The 21,308-nt window shown below is 69.3% G+C and carries 12 protein-coding genes; 5 read left to right on the top strand and 7 right to left on the bottom strand.

Going from position 1 to position 21,308, the window contains the following annotated elements:
- The first annotated feature begins 47 nt into the window (after positions 1-47).
- The 3 genes from JDV09_RS22685 to arcC are packed head-to-tail and all read left to right on the top strand — an operon-like array spanning position 48 to position 3,283.
- The gene (locus tag JDV09_RS22685) at positions 48-1,304 is read left to right on the top strand and encodes an arginine deiminase (protein ID WP_221371393.1); all 1,257 of its coding nucleotides are present in this window, start codon (positions 48-50) and stop codon (positions 1,302-1,304) included.
- Between the two features lie 41 nt (positions 1,305-1,345).
- A complete protein-coding gene (locus JDV09_RS22680) occupies positions 1,346-2,350 on the top strand; it encodes an ornithine carbamoyltransferase (protein WP_221371392.1) in 1,005 nt (334 codons plus the stop codon).
- A 9-nt stretch (positions 2,351-2,359) separates the two neighbouring features.
- Complete coding sequence (gene arcC, locus JDV09_RS22675; RefSeq protein WP_221371391.1) at positions 2,360-3,283, top strand: carbamate kinase; 924 nt, start codon at positions 2,360-2,362, stop codon at positions 3,281-3,283.
- Positions 3,284-3,559: 276 nt separating this feature from the next.
- On the opposite strand, the gene JDV09_RS22670 is transcribed toward arcC, so the two are convergent.
- On the bottom strand, positions 3,560-4,150 hold the full coding sequence (locus JDV09_RS22670; protein WP_221371390.1) for a carboxymuconolactone decarboxylase family protein: 591 nt from the start codon (positions 4,148-4,150) through the stop codon (positions 3,560-3,562).
- Positions 4,151-4,466: 316 nt separating this feature from the next.
- Between JDV09_RS22670 and pks2 the strand changes: the two genes are divergently transcribed.
- Positions 4,467-10,622, top strand: coding sequence for a sulfolipid-1 biosynthesis phthioceranic/hydroxyphthioceranic acid synthase (gene pks2 / locus JDV09_RS22665; protein WP_372453010.1), 6,156 nt, complete (start codon positions 4,467-4,469; stop codon positions 10,620-10,622).
- A gap of 2 nt (positions 10,623-10,624) precedes the next feature.
- Here the strand turns inward: pks2 and JDV09_RS22660 are convergent, their stop codons facing one another.
- Positions 10,625-11,410 (bottom strand): SDR family NAD(P)-dependent oxidoreductase, encoded by a 786-nt coding sequence (locus JDV09_RS22660; RefSeq protein ID WP_221371388.1) that lies wholly within the window; start codon positions 11,408-11,410, stop codon positions 10,625-10,627.
- Between the two features lie 100 nt (positions 11,411-11,510).
- On the opposite strand from JDV09_RS22660, the gene JDV09_RS22655 reads away from it, so the two are divergent.
- Positions 11,511-12,914 (top strand): WS/DGAT/MGAT family O-acyltransferase, encoded by a 1,404-nt coding sequence (locus JDV09_RS22655; RefSeq protein WP_308124211.1) that lies wholly within the window; start codon positions 11,511-11,513, stop codon positions 12,912-12,914.
- Between the two features lie 9 nt (positions 12,915-12,923).
- Here JDV09_RS22655 and JDV09_RS22650 read toward each other — a convergent pair whose 3' ends face one another.
- From JDV09_RS22650 to JDV09_RS22630, 5 genes are all read right to left on the bottom strand, one after another.
- Positions 12,924-14,171 (bottom strand): phthiocerol/phthiodiolone dimycocerosyl transferase family protein, encoded by a 1,248-nt coding sequence (locus tag JDV09_RS22650; RefSeq protein WP_221371387.1) that lies wholly within the window; start codon positions 14,169-14,171, stop codon positions 12,924-12,926.
- A 70-nt stretch (positions 14,172-14,241) separates the two neighbouring features.
- Positions 14,242-15,063 carry an ABC transporter permease gene (locus JDV09_RS22645; protein WP_221371386.1) on the bottom strand — a complete coding sequence of 274 codons (822 nt, stop codon included), beginning with the start codon at positions 15,061-15,063 and terminating at the stop codon, positions 14,242-14,244.
- Positions 15,063-15,875, bottom strand: coding sequence for an ABC transporter permease (locus JDV09_RS22640; RefSeq protein ID WP_221371385.1), 813 nt, complete (start codon positions 15,873-15,875; stop codon positions 15,063-15,065). Before JDV09_RS22640 ends, JDV09_RS22645 begins: the two co-directional genes overlap by 1 nt.
- Positions 15,872-16,879: an efflux ABC transporter ATPase subunit, DrrA-related gene (locus tag JDV09_RS22635; RefSeq protein WP_221371384.1), complete on the bottom strand. Its 1,008-nt coding sequence runs from the start codon at positions 16,877-16,879 to the stop codon at positions 15,872-15,874. Before JDV09_RS22635 ends, JDV09_RS22640 begins: the two co-directional genes overlap by 4 nt.
- 5 nt (positions 16,880-16,884) lie before the next feature.
- The gene (locus tag JDV09_RS22630) at positions 16,885-21,285 is read right to left on the bottom strand and encodes a type I polyketide synthase (protein WP_372453009.1); all 4,401 of its coding nucleotides are present in this window, start codon (positions 21,283-21,285) and stop codon (positions 16,885-16,887) included.
- Positions 21,286-21,308 lie beyond the last annotated feature (23 nt).

Here is a 21,308-nt window from a genome sequence, read left to right as displayed (position 1 = left end):
CCGGCCGCGTTACCCGATCAAGAAACCGCAGAAAGGAAGCAACCCTGATGGCTGGAGAAACCCGAGTCGGCGTCTGGTCGGAGATCGGCAAGCTGCACCGCGTTCTGGTTTGCCAGCCCGACCTCGCCCACCAGCGGCTCACTCCGGACAACAGCGCGGAACTGCTCTTCGACGACGTGATCTGGCTGGCCCAGGCCCGGCGGGACCACTACGACTTCGTGGCCAAGATGGAGGACCGCGGCGTCGAGGTGTACGACCTGCAGGACTGCCTGGCCGAAGTGCTCGGCGACCGGCTGGCCCGCGCCTGGGTGTTGGACCGCCGTCTCACCGACAATCTGATCGGCCCGAACATCAGCGGGGAGATGCGGCCGTGGCTGGAGGAGATGAAGGCCGCAGAGCTGGCGCGGCATCTGATCGGCGGGATCGCCTTCCATGAGGTTCCCCGCGACGTCACCGGCCCGTTCCTGAGCGTCTTCGCCGAAGCCGAGCCGGCCGGTTTCGTGATCGCGCCGCTGCCCAACACCCAGTTCATGCGGGACAACTCGTCGTGGATCTTCCACGGCGTCACCCTCAACCCCATGTACTGGCCGGCACGGCAAGCCGAGACCCTGCTGACCACAGCCGTGTACAACTTCCATCCGGCGTTCGCCGACGAGGACTACAACGTGTGGCTCGGTGATCCCAACGGGGACCCCTACGATCATGGCGCCACCACACTGGAAGGTGGCGATGTCATGCCCATCGGCAATGGCATCGTGGTGATCGGCATGGGGGAGCGGTCCTCCCGGCAGGCCATCGTGCAGGTCGCGCGCAACCTGTTCGACGCCGGGGCCGCCGAGCAGGTCATCGTGGCGAGCTTGCCCAAGACCCGGTCGGCGATGCATTTGGACACCGTCTTCACGTTCTGCAACCACGATGTGGTGACCGCGTACGCGCCGATCGTCGACAACATCGAACCGATCAGTCTGCGGCCGGATTCCTCGTCGCCGGGCGGCATGTCCGCCCACCACGAGACCAAGGGCCTGGTGCAGACCATCGGCGACGCGCTGGGGGTGAACTTCCACGTCGTCGAGACCGCCGGCGACATCTACGGCATCCAGCGCGAGCAGTGGGATGACGCCAACAACGTCGTCGCGCTGGAACCGGGCGTCGTCATCGGCTATGACCGGAACACTTTGACCAACACCGCATTACGCAAGGCCGGCATCGAGGTCATCACCATCGACGCCAGCGAACTGGGCCGCGGCCGTGGTGGCGGCCGCTGCATGACCTGCCCGATCCTGCGCGATCCGGCCTACGACTGACCTGTGCAACCTGCCCAACCACGTTCAAAGGAGATCGAGGGATGGCATTGAACCAACGCAACCGCAACCTGCTCTCGCTGGTACACCACACCGAGCGTGATCTCCTCTATCTGATCGATCTCGCGCGCGATCTGAAGCGGGCCAAGTACTCCGGCATGATCCGGAACAGCCTGGCCGGCAAGAACATCGCGCTCATCTTCGAGAAAACGTCGACGCGGACCCGGTGCGCCTTCGAGGTGGCCGCCCACGACGAGGGCGCCCATGTCACCTATATCGACCCGAGTTCGTCGCAGATCGGTCACAAGGAGTCGATGAAGGACACCGCCCGGGTGCTGGGCCGGATGTACGACGCGATCGAGTACCGCGGTGCGGGGCAGGAGATCGTCGAGGAGCTGGCCGCATACGCGGGGGTGCCGGTGTTCAACGGTCTCACCGACGAATTCCACCCCACCCAGATGCTCGCCGACGTGCTGACGATGACCGAGCACTGTTTCAAATCGTTGCATGACATCACCTACGCCTACGTCGGCGACGGCCGCAACAACATGGCGAACTCGTTGCTGATGGTGGGAGCCAAACTCGGTATGGATGTGCGGATCGGCGCCCCGAAGCACCTGTGGCCCGCCGACGACCACGTGAAGATGTGCGAGGAATTCGCGGCCGAGTCGGGGGCGCGGCTCACCATCACCGACGACCCCGAGGCGGCGGTGAACGGGGTCGATTTCATCCACACCGACGTCTGGGTGTCCATGGGTGAGCCGATCGAATCGTGGGGTGAACGCATCGCAGAGCTGATGCCCTTCCAGGTCAACGCGAAACTCATTGCCGCGGCGAATAACCCGCGGGTGCGGTTCATGCACTGCCTGCCGGCATTCCACAACTCCGAGACCAAGGTGGGTGCACAGATCGCCGCGCAGTACCCGGAACTGAAGAACGGGATCGAGGTCACCGAGGACGTTTTCGAGAGCCCGGTGAACATCGCATTCGAGCAGGCGGAGAACCGGATGCATACCATCAAGGCGGTCCTCGTGGCCGCGCTGGCCTGAGGCGCGACGATGCGGATCGTCATAGCTCTGGGCGGAAATGCCCTGCTGCAGCGTGGCCAGCCGATGACCGCCGAGAACCAGCGGGCCAACATCCGGCTGGCCGCCGAACGAATCGCCGCGGTGGCACCGGGCAACGAACTCGTCATCGCCCATGGCAACGGCCCGCAGGTCGGGCTGCTCGCACTGCAGGCCGCCGCCTACACGGACGTGGCCCCGTACCCGCTCGACGTCCTGGGCGCGCAGACCGACGCGATGATCGGCTACGTCATCGAACAGGAGCTGGGCAACCTGCTGCCCTTTCATCAGCAGTTGGCCACCCTGTTGACGATGATCGAGGTCGATCCGAAGGACCCGGCGTTCAAGAACCCGACCAAACCGATCGGCCCGGTCTATGACAAAGAGACCGCGGAGAAGCTGGCCGCCGTCAGCGGCTGGTCGATCGCTCCGGACGGGGACAAGTTCCGGCGGGTGGTGGCCAGCCCGAAACCGCGGCGGATTTTCGAGATACGGCCGATCCGGATGCTCGTCGAACGGGGCGTCATCGTGATCTGTGCGGGCGGCGGCGGGATTCCCACGATGTACGACGACGACCACGATCTGCGCGGTGTGGAGGCGGTGATCGACAAGGACCTGGCGGCCGCGCTGCTGGCCGAGGAACTCGATGCCGATCTGCTCGTCATCGCCACCGACGTCGACGGCGTCTACACCGGCTGGGGGACGCCCGAGCAGGCCAGGCTCGGCGCGGTGAGCCTCGACGAGATCGAGGCCATGGAGCTGCCGAAGGGTTCGATGGGCCCGAAGGTGGACGCGGCGTGCGGCTTCGCCCGCACCACCGGTAACGAGGCGGTGATCGGCTCGCTCGCCGACATCGCCCGGATCGTCGCCGGCGAGGCCGGGACGCGGGTGCGCGCGGCGGTCACCGCCCCGCGCTGACGGGTCGCGGAGTGCGCTGCAACCACACAATCCCGCCCGCCCCATCGATCACCGCTGACGAACACCACCTCGCTCGGCCCACCGGCGCGAGTCGGCCCGAATGGAACCGAGCAGTTCGAAGTACGGGCGGAGACGACGGTCATGGAAGGAAGCGCTGGAGCACGTTCTCTCGACCGGCGCCGGCGTGGTCCGGGTCGACGAGCAGGTCGCAGTCTTTGCGGCGCCGATCAAGCCCGCCATTTCGTCGAATTCGACAGCGAATCGGCGAGGGCAGCCTCAGTCCGGGTAGTCCATCGGTACACCGAGGGTGTTCAGCCACATCGCCAGGGCATCGTACTGACCGACCAGCATGACGAACTCCATGAGCTGGCGACGGCCCAGATGGCCGGCCAGCCGCTGCCAGGTCTCGTCGGACACCATCCGCGTCGCGAGCAGCTCATCGACGCCGGTCAGAAGGGCCTGATCGCGCGACGAGAGCCCGTCGGCCTGCGGCCAGGCGAACACCGCCGCCTGGGTGTCCTGATCCACGCCGCGCTTCAGCGCTATCCGGCGGTGCTGCTGCAACTCGTAGTCGGAGTTGCGGAGGTGGCCGACGCGCAGGATCACCACCTCGGTGTCGCGTCCCGGCAGCCGGCCCCGCCGCAACAGCACTCCACCGAACGGGGCCCAGGACCAGAACAGTCGCCGGTGCTGGGCGAACACCGTGAACAGGTGGATCTCCGGCACCCCGGTGACCCGCGCCGCAAGCTTGCAGAACAGCCAGCCGAACAGGCCCAGTTCGCGACGACCACCGGGCGGGATCCGGGGCGGGATCACCGCGGGCACTGGCTCGGGCCGTTCCGCCGGTTGGGGCTCCCAGGACGCCATGGTCCGCCTTTCGCGCCTGTCACAGAGGTACCGGAGCGCGCCGTTCCGGTCGGCACCGCCATTAGACATCAGGAAGGCTGCGCGTGGCTGGCGCGGGCCGCAGTGTCGGTCCCGGCCGCCTCTGGTGATTCCGGCGAACGGCGACTCCGACGTCGGGTCGGCTAGGCTTGCGCAGTCCGTGCGAGACGGTGTGCGCACGACCTTGGGGCGGTTGAGGCCGGAACATTCCGGTGCGGTGCGCGGCCCTGCGACACATCCGAAGAAGAAGGAACCCTCTGTGGCTGAACTCGAGGTCACGGCGGTCGCGGTGATTGGAATGGCCTGCCGGCTGCCCGGCGGCATCAACTCTCCCGAGCAGTTGTGGGACGCGTTGTCGGCCGGCGCCGATCTGGTCACCGAGGTGCCCGCCGACCGCTGGGACGCCGACGAGTACTACGACCCCGAACGCGGCGTCCCGGGCCGCACGGTTTCGCGGTGGGGAGCATTCCTCGACGACATCGCCGGCTTCGACGCCCCGTTCTTCGGCCTCGACGACAAGAAGGCCACCGCGATCGACCCGCAGCACCGCCTGCTGATGGAGACCTCGTGGGAGGCCGTCGAGCACGCGGGCATCGACCCGTCCTCGCTGGCCGGCACGCTGACCGGGGTGTATTTCGGGATTTCCCACGACGACCACACGCCGGTGGCCCTCGACGCCGGCGTGTACGGCTACACCGAGACCGCGTATTGCATGGCGTCCGGTCGGGTGGCCTACGTCCTGGACGTGAACGGCCCGGCGTTGACGGCCGACACCGCCTGTTCGTCGGGGCTGCTCGCCGTGCACATGGCGGCGCGCAGCCTGGCCACCGGGGAGACCGACCTGGCACTCGCGGGTGGTTGCGAGGTGATGCGCGAGCCGCGCAAGAATGCCTGGGCCTCGGCGCAGGGGATGCTGTCGCCGGTCGGGCGGTGCAAGGCGTTCGACGAGTCGGCCGACGGCTTCGTGCGTTCCGAGGGTTGTGCGGTCGTGCTGCTGAAGCGGTTGTCCGATGCCGAGCGAGACGGCGACCGGATTCTCGCCGTCGTGCGCGGCAGCGCGGCCAACTCCGACGGCCGGACCAGGAACATCGCCACCCCGTCGGTGGACGCGCAGGTGTCGGCCTGCCGGGCGGCGCTGGCGGCTTCCGGTGTCGACCCCGACACGATCGGCGCGATCGAGGCGCACGGCACCGGCACCCCGGTCGGCGACCCGATCGAATTCACCAGTCTGGCAGAGGTGTACGGCGCCAACAGCCCGGTGCTGTTGGGCTCGGCGAAGTCGAATTTCGGTCACACCGAGGCGGCGGCGGGTGCCCTCGGCTTCGTCAAGGCTGTCCTCGAACTGCAGCACGGGGTCGTTCCGCCGATGGTGCATTTCCACCGCCTGCCCGAAAGGTTGGCGCAGATCCAGACCGGACTCGTTGTCCCACAGGAGGTTACGCCGTGGCCCACCGGTCACGGCGAGAGGCGTCGCATCGCGGTGTCCTCGTACGGCATCTCCGGGACCAACGTCCACGCGATCCTCGAGCAGGCGCCGCCGGTCGAGTCTCCAGCTGCCGACACCGACGAGTCGCCATCCGGCGCGAAGCTGTTCGTGGTGTCCTCGACGTCCACCGAGGAGCTCCGGCGCACCGCCGACCGGCTCACCGAATGGCTGGAGCACCAGGAGAATCCGGTATCCCTCAACGACCTCGGCTACACCCTGGCCCGGCGGCGCGGGCACCGCACCGTGCGCACCGGTGTGGTCGCGAACGGTCTCAAGGAGCTCTGCGCCGGCCTGCAGGACATCGCCACCGGCGACACCCCGTACCCGGCGAAAGTCGGTCGGGACGACCGCGGGCCGGTGTGGATCTTCTCCGGCCAGGGCTCGCAATGGCCGCAGATGGGTGCCGAGCTGCTGGCGACCGAGCCGGTGTTCGCCGCTACCGTCGACCACCTCGAGCCGCTGATCCGGCAGGAGAGCGGCTTCTCGGTGATCGAGGCGATGTCGGCACCCGACACCGTGACCGGCATCGAGAAGATCCAGCCGACGCTGTTCGCCATGCAGGTCGCGCTGGCCGAGGCGATGGCAGCCCGTGGGGTGCGCCCGGGTGCGGTGATCGGGCACTCGATGGGAGAGGTGGCGGCGGCCGTCGTCGCCGGGTCCCTCTCGGCCGGGGACGGCGTCAAGGTCATCTGCCGACGGTCCACGCTGCTGGCCCGGCTGGCGGGTTCCGGGGCCATGGCATCGGTGGAACTGCCCGAGCGGACCGTTCGCGACGAACTGACCACAAGGGGTGTCGACGACGTCGTCGTCTCCGTGGTGGCCTCCCCGCAGGCGACGGTCGTCGGCGGCGACACCGCGACCATCCGCGACCTCGTCGCGGAGTGGGAACAGCGCGACGTGATGGCACGGGAGGTCGCCGTCGACGTGGCCTCGCACTCGCCGCAGGTCGACCCCATCCTGGCCCGCCTGGCGGAGGACCTGGCCGGGCTGGCACCCGCCGAGGCCACGGTGCCGCACTACTCCGCGACGCGGCCGGATCCGCGCGCGGTGCCGCCGTGCGACGCCGAGTACTGGGTGGACAACCTGCGTCAGATGGTCCGCTTCTCCGCGGCCGTGCAGGCCGCCCTGGAGGACGGCTACCGGGTCTTCGCCGAGTTGTCTCCGCACCCGTTGCTGACCAGAGCCGTCGAGCAGACCGCGCAGGGCATCGAGACCCCGGTGGCCGCACTCGCGGGCCTGCGCCGCGATCAGCAGCTTCCCCACGGGTTGCTGGGCGTCGTGTCGGACCTGCACGCCGCCGGCGCCGCGGTGGACTTCGCCGCGCTCTACCCCGCCGGTCGGCTGATCGACGTGCCGCTGCCGTCGTGGACACACCACCACCTGCTCCTCGATCGCGGGTCCAGGCAGGACCACCTCGTCGCGGCCCACCCGCTGCTGGGCGCCCATGTCCGGCTGGTCGAGGAGCCGGAGCGGCACGCCTGGCAGTCCGACGTCGGCACCGTCGCCCTGCCCTGGCTGGCCGATCACCGGGTGCACGAGGTGGCCGCCCTGCCCGGGGCCGCCTATTGCGAGATGGCGCTGGCCGCGGCCGAGCAGCTGTTCCCGGCGGGCTCCGGCGTACGCGACGTCCGTTTCGAAGACCTGCTGCTGCTCGACGATCACACCGAACTGACCGCGGTGGCGGCGCTGGACACACCCGGGGCGGCCGCGTTCAGTGCGCAGACCGACGACGACGGGGAACGGGCCGTCCGCGCCACGGCCACCCTGCACGCCGCCGGAGCGGACCGGCCGGCCCGTCGCGATGTCGCCGGTTTGCTGATGTCGCACCCGAACATCCTGAGCAGTAACGAGATTCGTCAGACCCTTGGCGCGCGCGGTATCGAGTTCGGCCCTGCCTTCACCGGTCTGGTCAGCGTGCGCACCGCTCCCGACACCGCCACCGCGGTGGGCGAGGTGACCGCCCCCACCGGCATCCGTGCCCAGCAGTCCGGCTACGGCATCCACCCGGCGGTCCTCGACGCCTGCTTCCAGACGGTCGGCGCCCACCTGCTGGCCGACGGCGGGCAGAACGGCACCCTGATGCTGCCGTTGACGGTGGGCAGCCTGCGCCGGTTCGGCTCCGGCCGGGACGCACGGTACTGCCACGCCACGATCACCAAGGCCGACGCCAACGAGATCGAGGCCGACCTCGAGATCCTCGATGCTGCGGGCGACGTCGTTCTGGAGGTCGCCGGGCTGCGGATGGGTACCGGCACCACCAAGGCCGGCGAACGCGAACGCGTGCTCGCCGAACGATTGCTCACCGTGGGCTGGGAGCAACGGCAGCCATCGACCGGCGCCACCGCGGGCACCGGCGAGTGGCTGGTGGTCACCGTCGGCGACACCGGTGAGCTCGGGTCCGGGCTGCCGGACGCGCTCACTGCGGCCGGCGCACGCTGCCGGGTTGTCCGGCCCGGCGATCAGCCGGGCACCGAAGGTCCGTGCACCGGCGTCGTGGTGGTGACGCCGGCGGCCGGCAGCGAACCGGATGCCGGATGCCTCTCGCGGGGTCGCGAACTCGTCGAGCAGGTGGTGCGCATCGCCGGCACGCTGTCGGAGGCCGACGGCGAACCGCCGCGCCTCTACGTCGTCACCCGCAACGCACAGGACGTGACGCCGCACGACCGGCTCAACCTCGATCAGGGCGGTCTGCGCGGGCTGCTGCGGGTGATCGGGTCCGAGCAACCGGGGCTCCGGCCCACCCAGATCGACACCGACGCCCGCACCGCCGCCGAGGATCTGGTGCAGGAGCTGCTCAGCGGCTCCGACGAGGATGAGACGGCCTGGCGGGACGGCTGCTGGTTCGTCGCGCGGTTGCAGCAGAGTCCGCTGCGGGCCGAGGAGCGGCGCGTCGCGCTGGTCGACCCCGACCGGGACGGTATGCGCCTGCAGGTGCGCGCACCCGGCGATCTGCAGACCCTGGAACTGGTCGCCGCCGAGCGGCGCCCCGCGGACGCCGGCGAGATCGAGGTCGCGATCAGCGCGTCCAGCATCAACTTCGCCGATGTGCTGGCCGCGTTCGGGCGCTACCCGTCGTACGACGGCAAACAGCCGGAACTCGGTCTGGATTTCGCCGGCGTGGTCACCGCGGTCGGTCCCGGCGTCACCGACCACAAGGTCGGCGACCGCGTCGCAGGTGTCCGCCCCGGCGGATGCTGGGGCACCTTCATCACCTGCGATGCGCGGCTGGCGGCGCCGCTGCCGGCCGGGTTGTCCGCCGAGCAGGCCGCCGCGGTGGCGACCGGTTACGCCACCGCATGGTTCGGCCTGCACGACCTCGCCCGAATCAGCGCCGGTGACCGCGTCCTCGTCCACTCGGCGACCGGCGGTGTGGGTCAGGCCGCGATCGCGATCGCACGCCAGGCCGGGGCCGAGATCTTCGCGACCGCGGGCAGCCCGGGCCGCAGACAGTTGCTCACCGACATGGGAATCGAGCACGTATACGATTCCCGTTCAACGGATTTCGCCGACGAGATTCGGCGTGACACCGACGGCTACGGTGTCGACATCGTGCTGAACTCACTGATCGGACCGGCCCAGCGCGCCGGGATCGAACTGCTGGCCTTCGGCGGGCGTTTCGTCGAGATCGGCAAGCGGGACGTCTACGAGCACACCCGGGTGGATCTCTACCCGTTCCGGCGCAACCTGGCGTTCTACTACGCCGACCTGGCATTGATGACGGTGACCGATCCCGAGCGCAGCGGCGCACTGCTGCGCAAGGTCTGTCAACTCGTCGGCGACGGTGTGCTCCCGGCACCCGAGTTCACCGGCTATCCGTTGTCGGAGGCCGCGACCGCGATCCGGGCGATCAGCGCCGCCGAGCACACCGGCAAGCTGGTCCTGACGATGCCGCGCGGCGGCGGGATCTCGGTGGCGGTGCCGCCGAATCGCGCCCCGGTGTTCCGCCGCGACGGGTCGTACATCGTCACCGGCGGTGTGGGCGGCCTCGGCCTCTTCCTTGCCGCGGTGATGGCGTCGGGAGGATGCGGGCGAATCGTGCTCACCTCGCGATCCCAGCCGAATGCCCAGGCGGAGAAGACGATTGCACGGCTGCAGGCCAACGGCGCGGACATCGTCGTGGAGTGCGGCAACATCGCCGACCCCGACACCGCTCCGCGGCTGGTCTCCGCGGCGACGGCCACCGGGCTTCCGCTGCGTGGTGTCCTGCATGCAGCGGCGGTCGTCGATGACGCCACCCTGACCAACATCACCGACGAGCTGATCGAACGCGACTGGGCGCCAAAGGTTCACGGAGCATGGAACCTGCATCAGGCGACGCGGGACGAGCCGCTGGACTGGTTCTGCAGCTTCTCCTCGGCCGCCGTGTTGCTGGGTTCACCCGGCCAGGGCGCGTACGCCGCGGCCAACAGCTGGCTGGATGCATTCACCGCCTGGCAGCGCCGGCAGGGCGTTTCCGCGACGGCGATCGCCTGGGGCGCCTGGGCCGACATCGGGGCAGGCGCAAAGGTGGCGCAGCGGGGAAACGTGGAGATGATCAAGCCGGAGGACGGCGCCTACGCGTTCCGGGCGCTGCTTCGGCACGGCCGCGGATACACCGGCTACCTGCCCGTCACCCGGATGCCCCTGTTGACCGCCCTGGCCGCGCGCAGTCCGTATGCCGAGCTGTTCCGTGAGGACGTCGGCCACCACGCCGGCGCGCTGGCCGAACTCGCGGCCCTGCCGGCCGAGGAGCGGCAGGGCCGGTTGCGACGTCTGGTCACCGACCAGGCGGGTCTCATCCTGCGCCGCGCGATCGATCCCGACCGTTCGTTCGTCGAGCACGGTCTGGATTCGCTGGGCACCCTGGAGCTGCGCACCTCCATCGAGACCCAGACCGGCGTTCGGATCAGTCCGAAGACCATCGTCACCTACAACACGGCACGCAGCCTGGCCGCCCACCTGAGCGAGACGTTGGACACGGCGGGCTGACGTCAGCCGCCCAGCAACCGCCCGGACACCGCGACCACGAGCCGCTTGGGCAGCACCCGGGTGACCACGCGGGCGACGAAGGCGTTCGCGATGCCGTCGACGACGCTGGGTTTGCGCCCGGACAGCGCGCGGATGGTGTGGTCGACGACCTGCTGTGGGGTGCGGGTGAAGGCCAGGGCCACCGACCCGGACGCGGCGCTGACCGCGGCTTCCCCCGCCAACTCGAAGAACGGGGTGTCGGTGAGCCCCGGGCACACCGCCAGGACCCGGACGCCGTGTTCGCGTTCCTCCGCCCACAGCGCCTCGGTGAACGACAACACGAAGGCCTTCGACGCCCCGTAGACCGCCATCTGCGGCAGTGGTTGGAACGCCGCCGTCGACGCGATGTTGATGATCGTGCCCCTCGCCCTGGTCCGCATCTGGGGAAGGTAGCGGGCGGTGGTGCCGACCAGCGTCCGGCAGTTGAGCTCCACGGCGTTCTCGAGGCGTTGCGGGTCGGCGTCGGCGACGTCGCTGTGCGTCCCGAAGCCGGCGTTGTTGACCAGGACGTCGACCTCGAGCCCCAGAGCATTCGTTCGCTGCCACAGGTCGCCGGCGGCGGTGGGGACCGAGAGGTCCATCGGAATCACCGTGACGTCCACGCCGTGTACCGCCCGCAGCCGGGCGGCGAGGTCGTCGAGCTTGTCCGCACTGCGGGCCACCACGACGAGGTCGTGGCCGCGCGCGGCGAACTGCCGGGCGAACTCGGCGCCGATGCCGGTCGAAGCCCCGGTGATCAGGGTCACCATCGGTCACCTCCACGCACGTGAAATCCGTAGTCATCGTAGATGGCGTCTGCCGAGGGGCCGGGATGCCTCAGCAAAGCCATCGAGCGGTTATGATTCCACCGTGCCACGTCCGCAGCGGATGAGCGGACTCGACGACAGCTTCCTGTCCCTCGAAACCGCGACACAGCCCCTGCAGGTGTTCTGCGTCATCGAGCTGGACACCGCGAGCATTCCCGGCGGCTACACCTTCGACCGGTTCCGTGACGCCATGGCGACGCGGCTGCGGGTCATCCCCGAGTTCCGGGAGAAGCTGTCCGACCCGTTGCTCAACGTCGATTTCCCGGTCTGGGTGCCGGACGGCGACTTCGACATCAACAACCATGTGCACCGCATCGGTCTGCCCCCACCCGGCCGCCGCGCTGAGCTCGAGCAGCTCTGTGGGTATCTGGCCGGATTGCGGCTCGACCACAGCCGGCCGTTGTGGGAGATGTGGGTCATCGAGGGTCTCGACGGTGGTGGTGTCGCCGTCATGCTCATGCTTCACCACGCGATCGCCGACGGCGTCACCTTCGCCGACATCCTGTCGCGGCTGTGCAGCGACGAGCCCGACCCGCCAACGCCGGCCCTGATCCAGGCCGCGCCGCGCGCCGGCACACTGCGGATCGTGATCGACGGCCTGGTCCGGTTCGCCGGCCGGCCCCGCCAGATCGTGCGACTGCTGCCACCGACCATGCGAGCGGTGATCGAGACCGTCCGGCGCGTGGCGTCGGGCCGTGCGATGGCACTGCCGTTCACCGCTGCGCGGACCGTGCTCAATGGCCGCATGACCTCGGAGCGCAGAATCGCGCTCGCCCGGCTCGATCTCGACGACGTGAAGAAGGTGGCTCGCCACTTCGGGGTCAAGGTCAACGACGTGGCCATGGCCCTGGTCGGCCGGCAGGTCCGCCAGTTCTTCATCGAACGCGGCGAGTTGCCGAGGAAATCCCTGATCGCGTTGGTTCCGGTGGGGGCACATGAGGATCCGAACTGCCCTGCTTACAACCAGGTTTCGGGCATTTTCGGCAAAATCCAGACGCAGATCGAGGATCCGGCGGAACGGCTGAGGGCGGTGGCCGCGGCCAGCCTGATCGCCAAGGAGCACAGCGCTGCGCTCGGCGTCACGCTGCTCAACGACTGGGGCCAGGTCATCGGCCCGGTGCTTCTGGGGATCGCGAAGCGGGTGTACGCGCGCCTGACCCGGGTTCGCCCGATGTACAACGTCGTGGTGTCCAACGTGCCGGGGCCACCGCACACGCGGCACTTCCTGGGCGCCGGGGTGTCGGCGATCTACATGTTCGGGCCCGTCATGCACGGGGTGGGAATCAATGTCTCGCTGTTCTCGACCAACGGCGCACTCCACGTCGCCGTGATCTCGTGCCCGGCGCTGCTGGCCGACCCGCGCGCGGTGGCGGACGGAGTCAGCGCCGGACTCAACGAGCTACTCGCCGAGATCGACGGACCCCCGACGATATCGGCGGCGGGCTGAGCCAGACCGCTACTCGGTCACCCAGCCGTATTTGGCCGGAACGCCGGCCAGCAGCTGGTGGATCTCCGCGACGTAGCGATCGGGCTCGGGCCCGTGGCTGTGATAGCCGACCACCAGTCGTCCGTCGTACGTACCGGCCGAATACATGTCGACCCCCGCCGACGTCGACGCGAAGAGCAACTCGAGGTCGTACTGCTCGACGACCAGATCGGGTGGGGTGCGCAGCGGCGGCAGCTCCCCGCCGTCGGTGGTCATCACGACGTCGGGCAGCCCGGGCGGGTTCCCCTGGTACTCCAGGCCGAAGTGCAGGAACGACTGTTGGATGACGCCGTCGGCCAGATCGGAACGGAACGCCTCGACGATGTCGCGGGCCAGGTCGAGGATGTCGGTTCCGGAACGGATCTCGGCCAGGTACATCGCCATCCCGACCGGGTTGGTGGCCTCGGTCGCACCGACCGGCGGGGTCAGGAAGAAGCGCAGATCGACGGGGTAGATGTAGGGGATCGGGAGGTGCGGGGTCTCCCGAATCGTCCACTCCGCCAGCAGTATCGCAGCGGCGGTCAGCGCGTTGAGGCTCACCCTGCGGTCTGCGCAGATGCCGGCCAGGTCCTGGGTCTCCCGGCGGGACAGCCGGCAGGTGGCCGACGGAACGCGAACCGGCTGCGGCCCGACCCGCCCGGCGTTGCGCTTGGAGGGCGGCAGCTCGTAGGCGAACATCGCCGGCAGGAAGCGCTCGAGGCCGAACCGCTGAAGTTTGACGATGCCGCGTTCGGCGAGAACGGCTTCCAACGACACCGGAATGGGCTCGGCCTGGACCGGCCCGACACCGGCGCCGGCGACGATGTCGGTATACCAGCCGAACAGCTTCTCCAGCAGGGCGAACTGATGGTGACCGTCGGCCAGCGCGTGGTGGGTGAAAAGGGTGAGTTCGGAACGCTCCCCGCCCAGTCGGAGGCGCAGGTTGAGCAGCGCCTCGGACTGGTTGGGCAGCCGCCCCGCGGAGGCGTCGTCGAGCTTCTCGAGCCAGATCCCCTCATGCTCGTAGTCGTCGACCATGAGCTGGTGCCTGCCGTCGGTGCCGCGCTCGAGGTGACCGGCATGCGCGGGATGCACCCGTAGCAGCGTCTCGAAGGCCTCCGACATCGCGGCCACATCCACCGGGCCGCACAGCGTCACGGTGAGACCGACGAAATTCTCGGCATTGGCGTAGAACTCCTCACTGGGCGCCAGATGGCGGATCGGCGTTGAGCCAAACACCCGTGATCCTTCCTTTCAGTGCATGTCAGTGCATGTCAGTGCATGTCAGTGGATGTCGATGGCACGCCGGTCACCGGCTGGTGCTCGCCCTGCGGTAGCCCACCATGATCGGCCACAGGCACACCGCGAAGATCGCGGCGCACCACACCAGGGTGGTGACCATCGGAGACAGCACCGGCCCACCGACCGACAACCCGCGCATCGCGTCGACGGCCGGCGACATCGGTTGGTGGCTGACGAACGGCTGCACCCAGTCGGGGTACTTGTCCACCGGCACGAACCCCGTGCAGAACGTGGCACCCAGGATGATCACGGGCTGCATCGCCTCCACCATGACCGCCTTGGGCCAGTACAGCGCGGCGGTGGTGGCCAGCGCAGCGAATGCCAGACCGAAGATCACCGGGATGGCGATCCACACCAGCGCGCCGCCCACCCCGCGGTGGAAGCGGAAGCCGAGGAGCATTCCGGTCGCCATGATGACCAGCGTCGTGACGAGCAGACGCACCGTCTCGGCGCCCAGCCGCGACAGCAGACCGGCCGCGCGGTGGACGGGCAGCGACCACATTCGGGCCAGGAACCCGTCCAGGCGTTCGGCGTTGATTCCGACCATCCCCGTCGTCGAGCCCGACATCGTCGCCACCAGTGCCACCAACGGCACGCTGCGGTACAGCGCGTTCTCACCGGTGATGGTCGTGATCGAGTCACCGAAGACGACCTTGAGCGTGAGCAGGAACGCCACGGGCAGCAGCACGGCGTGCACGAGTGTCATCGGTGTGCGAACCGACCGGACGAGCAGCCGCCGGGTCAGCACCACGGTCTGCGACAGCAGGGCGGGCAGCGAGTTCTCCGGATGGCGTCCGGTCCCGGCGGCCGCGCCGTCCAGCACCGTCATCAGGTTCTCCGCCGGTAGATCACAACAGCCCACGGCAACGTCACCGACACGACAACCGCCACCCAGGTCAGGGCCCGTCCGATCACCGCCCCGGTGACGGGAGGCACCCCGTCGCCGGAGTCGCCGGCGAGTGCCTGCATGGCGTAGACGAACCGGGAGATGGGCTGATTCTCGACGACCGGCTGTATCCACTCCGGAAACCTGTGCAGCGGTTGGATTCCCACCGACAGGAAGCCGAAGATCAGCTGCGGCAGCAGCAGCCACTGCGCGGTTGCCGCAGGATCTCGCGACTTCGTGCCGAGGGTGTCACCGAGGAGCGCGAGGGCCATGCCGATCAGCAGCGTCAGCAGGCAGAACGCCACGGCGTTCCAAGGGCCGCGGTAGAAACGGAAACCGATGACATACCCGCACGCCAGCGCGACGGCCAACCCGATCACGCAGCGGTAGAGACTCGCGGTGATCCGGGCCGCCAACGGGGTCAGCGACGGGACCGGCAGGGACTGGAAACGGCGGTTGATGCCCTGAACCGAGTCGGTGGCGGCCCGGAAGGCGGTGGAAATGGACGCGAATGCGATGGCCTGCAAAACGATCAGCGGCACCAGGTACTGCGCGTAGCTGCTCATTTCCAGGTCGGGCCCGTCCATGAGCCGGTTCAGCGGGATGTAGAGGCTCGCCGTCGCTGCCACCGATACGGCCACCCCCACCGCAACCTCGCCGTTGCGCAGTGTGGGAGCGATCAGTCGTCTCGTCAGTACCCACCACTGCTGCGCTCCGGATGGGGCCGGTCGCGTGTGCGCAGTCAACGCGGTCACGAAAAGACCTCGCCGGCCACGCGTTCTTCGGGTGTGTCGCCGGCGGGGTTTCCCGTCAGCGACATGAACACGTCGTCGAGCGACGGCCGGCGCAACGCGATGTCGGCCAGTTCGATGTTCGCCGAGTTCAATAGCGTCAGTGCGGCGCCCAGCGTGCTCGGCCCGTCGGGAGCCGGCATGCTGACGCGGTCGGACTCGGGGGTGAGCGCGAACCGGCTGGCCTCGGGGAGCAGCGGACCCAGGGCTGCCGCAACGGCGGGAACGTCGGCCGGGTCGCTGGGCACGATCTCACAGAATGTCCCGCCGGTACGCTCCTTGAGGTCGTCTGCGGTTCCCTGCGCGACGATGGTGCCGTGATCGATCACGATGATCCGGTTGCTGAGCGCGTCGGCCTCTTCGAGGTACTGGGTGGTCAACAGCGTCGCTATGCCGGCGTCCTTGAAAGTGGTGACCAGCTCCCAAATGGCTTGCCGGCTACGCGGGTCCAGGCCCGTGGTCGGCTCGTCGAGGAACACCACCTCGGGACGGACCACCAACCCGCAGGCGATGTCGACGCGTCTGCGCATACCACCCGAGTAGGTGCCGACCCGCCGCTCGGCGGCGTGCTCCAGGTCGAATTCGCGCAGCAGCTCCCGGGCGCGAGCCTTGGCCGCGGACTTCTTCAGACCCTGCAACCGGCCGAACATCACCAGGTTCTCGTAGCCGGTGAGCATCTCGTCGAGCGCCACGTGCTGACCGGTCAGCATGATCGACCGGCGCACCATCGCCGGGTCGGTGACCACGTCGAAGCCGGCCACCCGAGCGCGGCCGCGGTCCGGCATCGTCAGTGTGGACAGGATCTCCACGGTGGTCGTCTTGCCCGCGCCGTTGGGGCCGAGCAGCGCGACGACCTCGCCGCGGCCCACATCGAAGGAGATGTCGTGCAACGCATCGACGGAACCGAATGACTTTCCGATGCCCTCTACGGCTACGCCGACATCCACACCGTTGTCGAATTCTGACATCTCACCTACTCATCGTCGTCGAAGACCGCTGCCGACAGGTCGACGAGGGCGAGCGCCTCGTCCTCGGCCTCGCTGTCGGCGCCGTCCTCGTCACCCATCAGCGCGTCACCGAGCAGTTGCATCACGGTGGCCGGGAACCGTTCGGCGAGCGCCTCGACGGTGCCGGCGGGCACCCGCCGGCCGTCATACCACCAGTCGACGTGCAGCACGCCGCCATGCCGGTAGGTCCGCAGTTCGAGCGCATGACCCAAGCCCGGCAACGTCTCCCGGACCGTCCGCTCGCTGTCACCGTCGAACTGCACCGCGGCATCGCTGTCCTGCCACTCGGGGATCATGCCGAGATAGGACAGGGATATGTCCGCGGTGCCCGCGGCCCCGAGCAGGCCCGCGGTCGGGGCGTGCAGGTACCGCAGGAGTCCGTAGCCGATCCCGTGGTGCGGCACCGCCTTCACGGTCCGGCCGACCTCGGAGAGCAACTGGGCCGCGCTGGCCGCCTGACCGCCCATACAGGGCAGCGCGACCGGGTAGATCGTCGAGAACCAGCCGATCGTCCGGTGGAAGTCCACGTCCGGCCGCAGCACGGATCGCCCGGCGCCGGCGAGATCGACGGTGGCGACACCCTCGCCGACGGTCTCGGCGAGGCCGCGTGCGAGCGCGGCCAGCAGGATCTCCTCGGTCGATGCCTGCAACACGCGGCGGGCGTTGTCGATCTGCGAGGTCTGCTCGGGCGTCAGCGCGACGGCGAGCCTGACCAGGTCGTCGGGTTCGGGCGCACCGGTGACGCCGGTGTCGGCCAGCCGCACCGTCGCCGCGGTCTCGGCGTCGATCCAGTAGCTGCGCCGGTCGAGCACCGCCGGGTGGGCGGCGAGCGCCGCGCAGCGTTGCGACCACGCCCGCCAGCTCGTGGTGGCCGCTTCCAGCGTGATGTCGTTGCCGGCGAGTCGCTGTCCGAATCCGGTCAGCAGGTCGGTGGCCAGCACCTCGCGCGAGGTGGGGTCGTCGACCATCGCGTGCAGGGTGATCACCAGGAACCGGGGCCGGCCCTGCCCATCGACGACATAGGCGGCCGTCAACGGTGAGCTGGTCAGATCCGGGGCCGCCAGGGCGTCGGACACGATGGACTGCAGGGCTTCCCGTTCCCGGGAGGTGCCCGGCCCGGCGTCGGTGGGCAGCGCCTGCTCGGCGAGGTCGGTGAACTCGCCGCGCTCGCCGATCTGCTGCTCCCAGACACCGGCCCGGTTGACGACCCGCATGCGCAGGGCGTCGTGGTGGTCGACGACCGAACCGATCACGGCCGAGACGTCCTCACGACTGACCCGGGAGTCGATGCGCAGCACCATCGGCACCCGCCAGCGGCCCGGCTCGGCGAGTCCGCCGTCGAGGAAGCGCAGAATGTTCGGCGGCACCGGGGGATTCAGCTCGTCGATGTCCTGGCTTGCCAGGCCGCCCGACGCGTGGCGCGCCACGAGGGTGTCGGCGAGTTCGGCCAGGGTGCCGTTGTCGTAGAGGTCCTGCGGGGTGAGCTCCACACCTTCGTGTCCGGCGGTCATCGCGACGCCGATCGCGACCAGCGAGTCGCCGCCGAGGTCGAAGAAGTTGTCGCCCGGCCCAACCGAATCGACACCCAGACACTGCGACCAGATCCGTTGCAGGGTGGCCTGCATCTGCGCGCGGGCATCCGTCGGCGCTGCACCCTGGCCGCCGGCCGGCCCGGTCTCGGCTGCGGGTGCCCCGTCCCGGGTGCCGCGGGGCCCGCGCACCGCGGTGCTGTCCGGCTCGATCCAATGGCGCTGGCGCGCAAAGGCATAGCCGGGCAGGGTGACACGGCGCGGGTGCTCGCCGTACAGCCGGGTCCAGTCCACCTCGACGCCTGCCGACCAGAGTTGCCCGAGGGCGAGCAGGAACGCGTCCCGATCGTCGCGGGTCTGTACCGGATGGCGCATCAGGCGCACCGCGCGGTGGGTTTCCGACCAGTCCGGCATCCGCACGGCCGATCCGGTCAGGCTGCCGCCGGGACCCACCTCGACGAGCACGCGGTGGGTGTCGCCGAGCAGGGTCTGGACCTCGTCGGCAAACCGTACGGTGGACCGGATGTGCTGGGCCCAGCGATTCGGATCGGTGGCCTCGTCGTCGGTCATCCAGGTGCCGGTCACGTTGGACAGCATCGGGATGCGCGGCGCGTGCAGCGTCAGGGTGCACAGGAATTCGGTGAACGGGGCGAGCACCGGGTCCATCGACTGGGAGTGGAACGCATGTGAGGTGCGGACGCGCCGGGCCACGATGCCGGCGGCGGCGAGGCGGTTGGTGACGTCGCGGATCGCCGCGTCGGGGCCGGCGAGCACACAGCTGCCGAACTCGTTGACCGCGGCCAGGTCGACATCGGCGGTCAGATGGGCGATGTCGTCGGGGCTCGACGCCACCGCCACCATGGCACCCGCCGGCGCGGCGTGCATCAGGCGCGCCCGCATCGCGACCACCTTGATGGCGGCGTCCAGATCGAAAACCCCGGCCAGGGTGGCCGCCACGAGTTCGCCGATGCTGTGCCCGGCCAGCGCCGTCGGGGTCACGCCGTAGGACATCACCAGGTGCGCCAGCGAGTACTCCACGGTGAACAGCGCCGGCTGGGCCAGGTCGGTGGGCTCCAGTCCCCGACCGCCGGTCCCCTCGAACACCTCGGTCCTGAGGTCGATGCCCAGCTCCTCGGCGAAGCCGGCGGCACACCGGTCGAAGTTCTCGGCGAACACCGGCTCGGTGTCGTAGAGCCCCCGGGCCATGCCGACGTGCTGGGCGCCCTGCCCGGGAAACAGGAACGCCGCCCGTTGCGCGCCCGGCGTACCGCCCGGTGGGCAGTGACCGACCCAGACGTTCTCGTGCTCCTGGCCGCCGGGTTGGGCGCCCAGCACGGCGCAGGCGTCGGCGCGATCGGCGACGACGGCGGCCATCCGCACCTCGTGTGCCCGGCGGCCGGCAAGCGTGAACGCCACGTCGGGCAGCGACAGGTTCTCGTCCCCGGACAGTTCGGCGGCCAGCGCAGCCTTGGCGTCGTGCAGAGAGTCGGCGGTGCGGGCGGACAACAACAGCACCTGCGGACGGCCCGCAACCACCGCGGCGGGGAACGTCTGGGGCGCCTCCTCGACGACGACGTGTGCATTGGTGCCGCCGACACCGAAAGAGCTCACCCCGGCACGGCGCGGTGCGTCGGACTCCCACGGCGTGTAGGTGTTCGACACCGCGAACGGCGTGTCCCCGAGGTGCAGCTCGGGGTTGGGGGCGGTGTAGTGCACCGTCGGGGGAATCGCCTTGTTCTTCAGGCACAGGATCGTCTTGACCAGCCCGGCGATCCCGGAGGCCGCGTCCAGGTGGCCGATGTTCGACTTGACCGAACCCAGGACGCACGGGGCCGGCCTGTCATGGTCGGAGACCTCGAATGCCTGCCGGAGGGCCTCGATTTCGATCGGGTCGCCCAGCGGGGTGCCGGTGCCGTGGGTCTCCACGAATCCGATCGTCGAGGAGTCCACCTCGGCGACGGCATGAGCTTCGGCGATGACCTCTGCCTGGCCGGCGACGGCGGGCGCCGCATAGGTCATCTTCACCGAGCCGTCGTTGTTGATCGCCGAGCCGCGGATGACGGCGTGGATGCGGTCGCCGTCGTCGAGTGCGGCCTGCAACGGCTTGAGTATCAACGCCGCGACACCGCTGCCGAAGATCGTGCCGTCGGACCTGACGTCGAACGGCCGGCAGTGGCCCGAAGGCGAGACCATCGCGCCGGGCTCGTAGGTGTAGCCGACGCGATGCGGCACCCGGATCGCGGAGGCACCGGTCAGGGCCATGTCGCACTCGCCGGACAACAGGCTCTGGCAGGCGAGGTGCACCGCGACCAGCGACGACGAACACGCGGTCTGCACCGATAGGCTCGGCCCGCGCAGATTCAGCTCGTGCGACACCCGGGTGGCCAGGTAGTCCTTGTCGTTGAGCAGGACCAGGTTGAACATCTCGACGGTGATGCCCTCGCCGACCAGCCTCTTGGGGTCGCGGTGCGACATCAGGTTGTCCATCAGGTAGCCGCTGGCGGTACTGGCGGCGAAGACACCGATCGCTCCGTCGTAGGTGGCGGGGTCGTACCCGGAATCCTCCAGGGCATGCCACGCGGTCTGCAGGAACAGTCGCTGTTGGGGGTCCATCATCCGGGCGGTGTAGGGGGTGATGCCGAAGTACTCCGCGTCGAACTCGTCGACCGCGTCGAGCAGGGCCGCGCGCCGGACGTACGTGGGGTCGGCCAGCGTCTCGGCACTGACGCCCGCGGCGGCGAGTTCCTCCTCGGGCAGGGTGGTGATGGACTCCTCACCGCGGGTCAGGTTCTCCCAGAACGCCGTCACCGAGTCCGCGCCGGGGAACCGGCCGGCCATTCCGATGACCGCAACAGCGTTGG

Source organism: Mycolicibacterium xanthum, assembly GCF_019710635.1.
Lineage (GTDB): Bacteria > Actinomycetota > Actinomycetes > Mycobacteriales > Mycobacteriaceae > Mycobacterium > Mycobacterium xanthum.
Note: the sequence above shows the minus strand (reverse complement) of the source record. Positions and strands in the feature narration are given on the sequence as shown.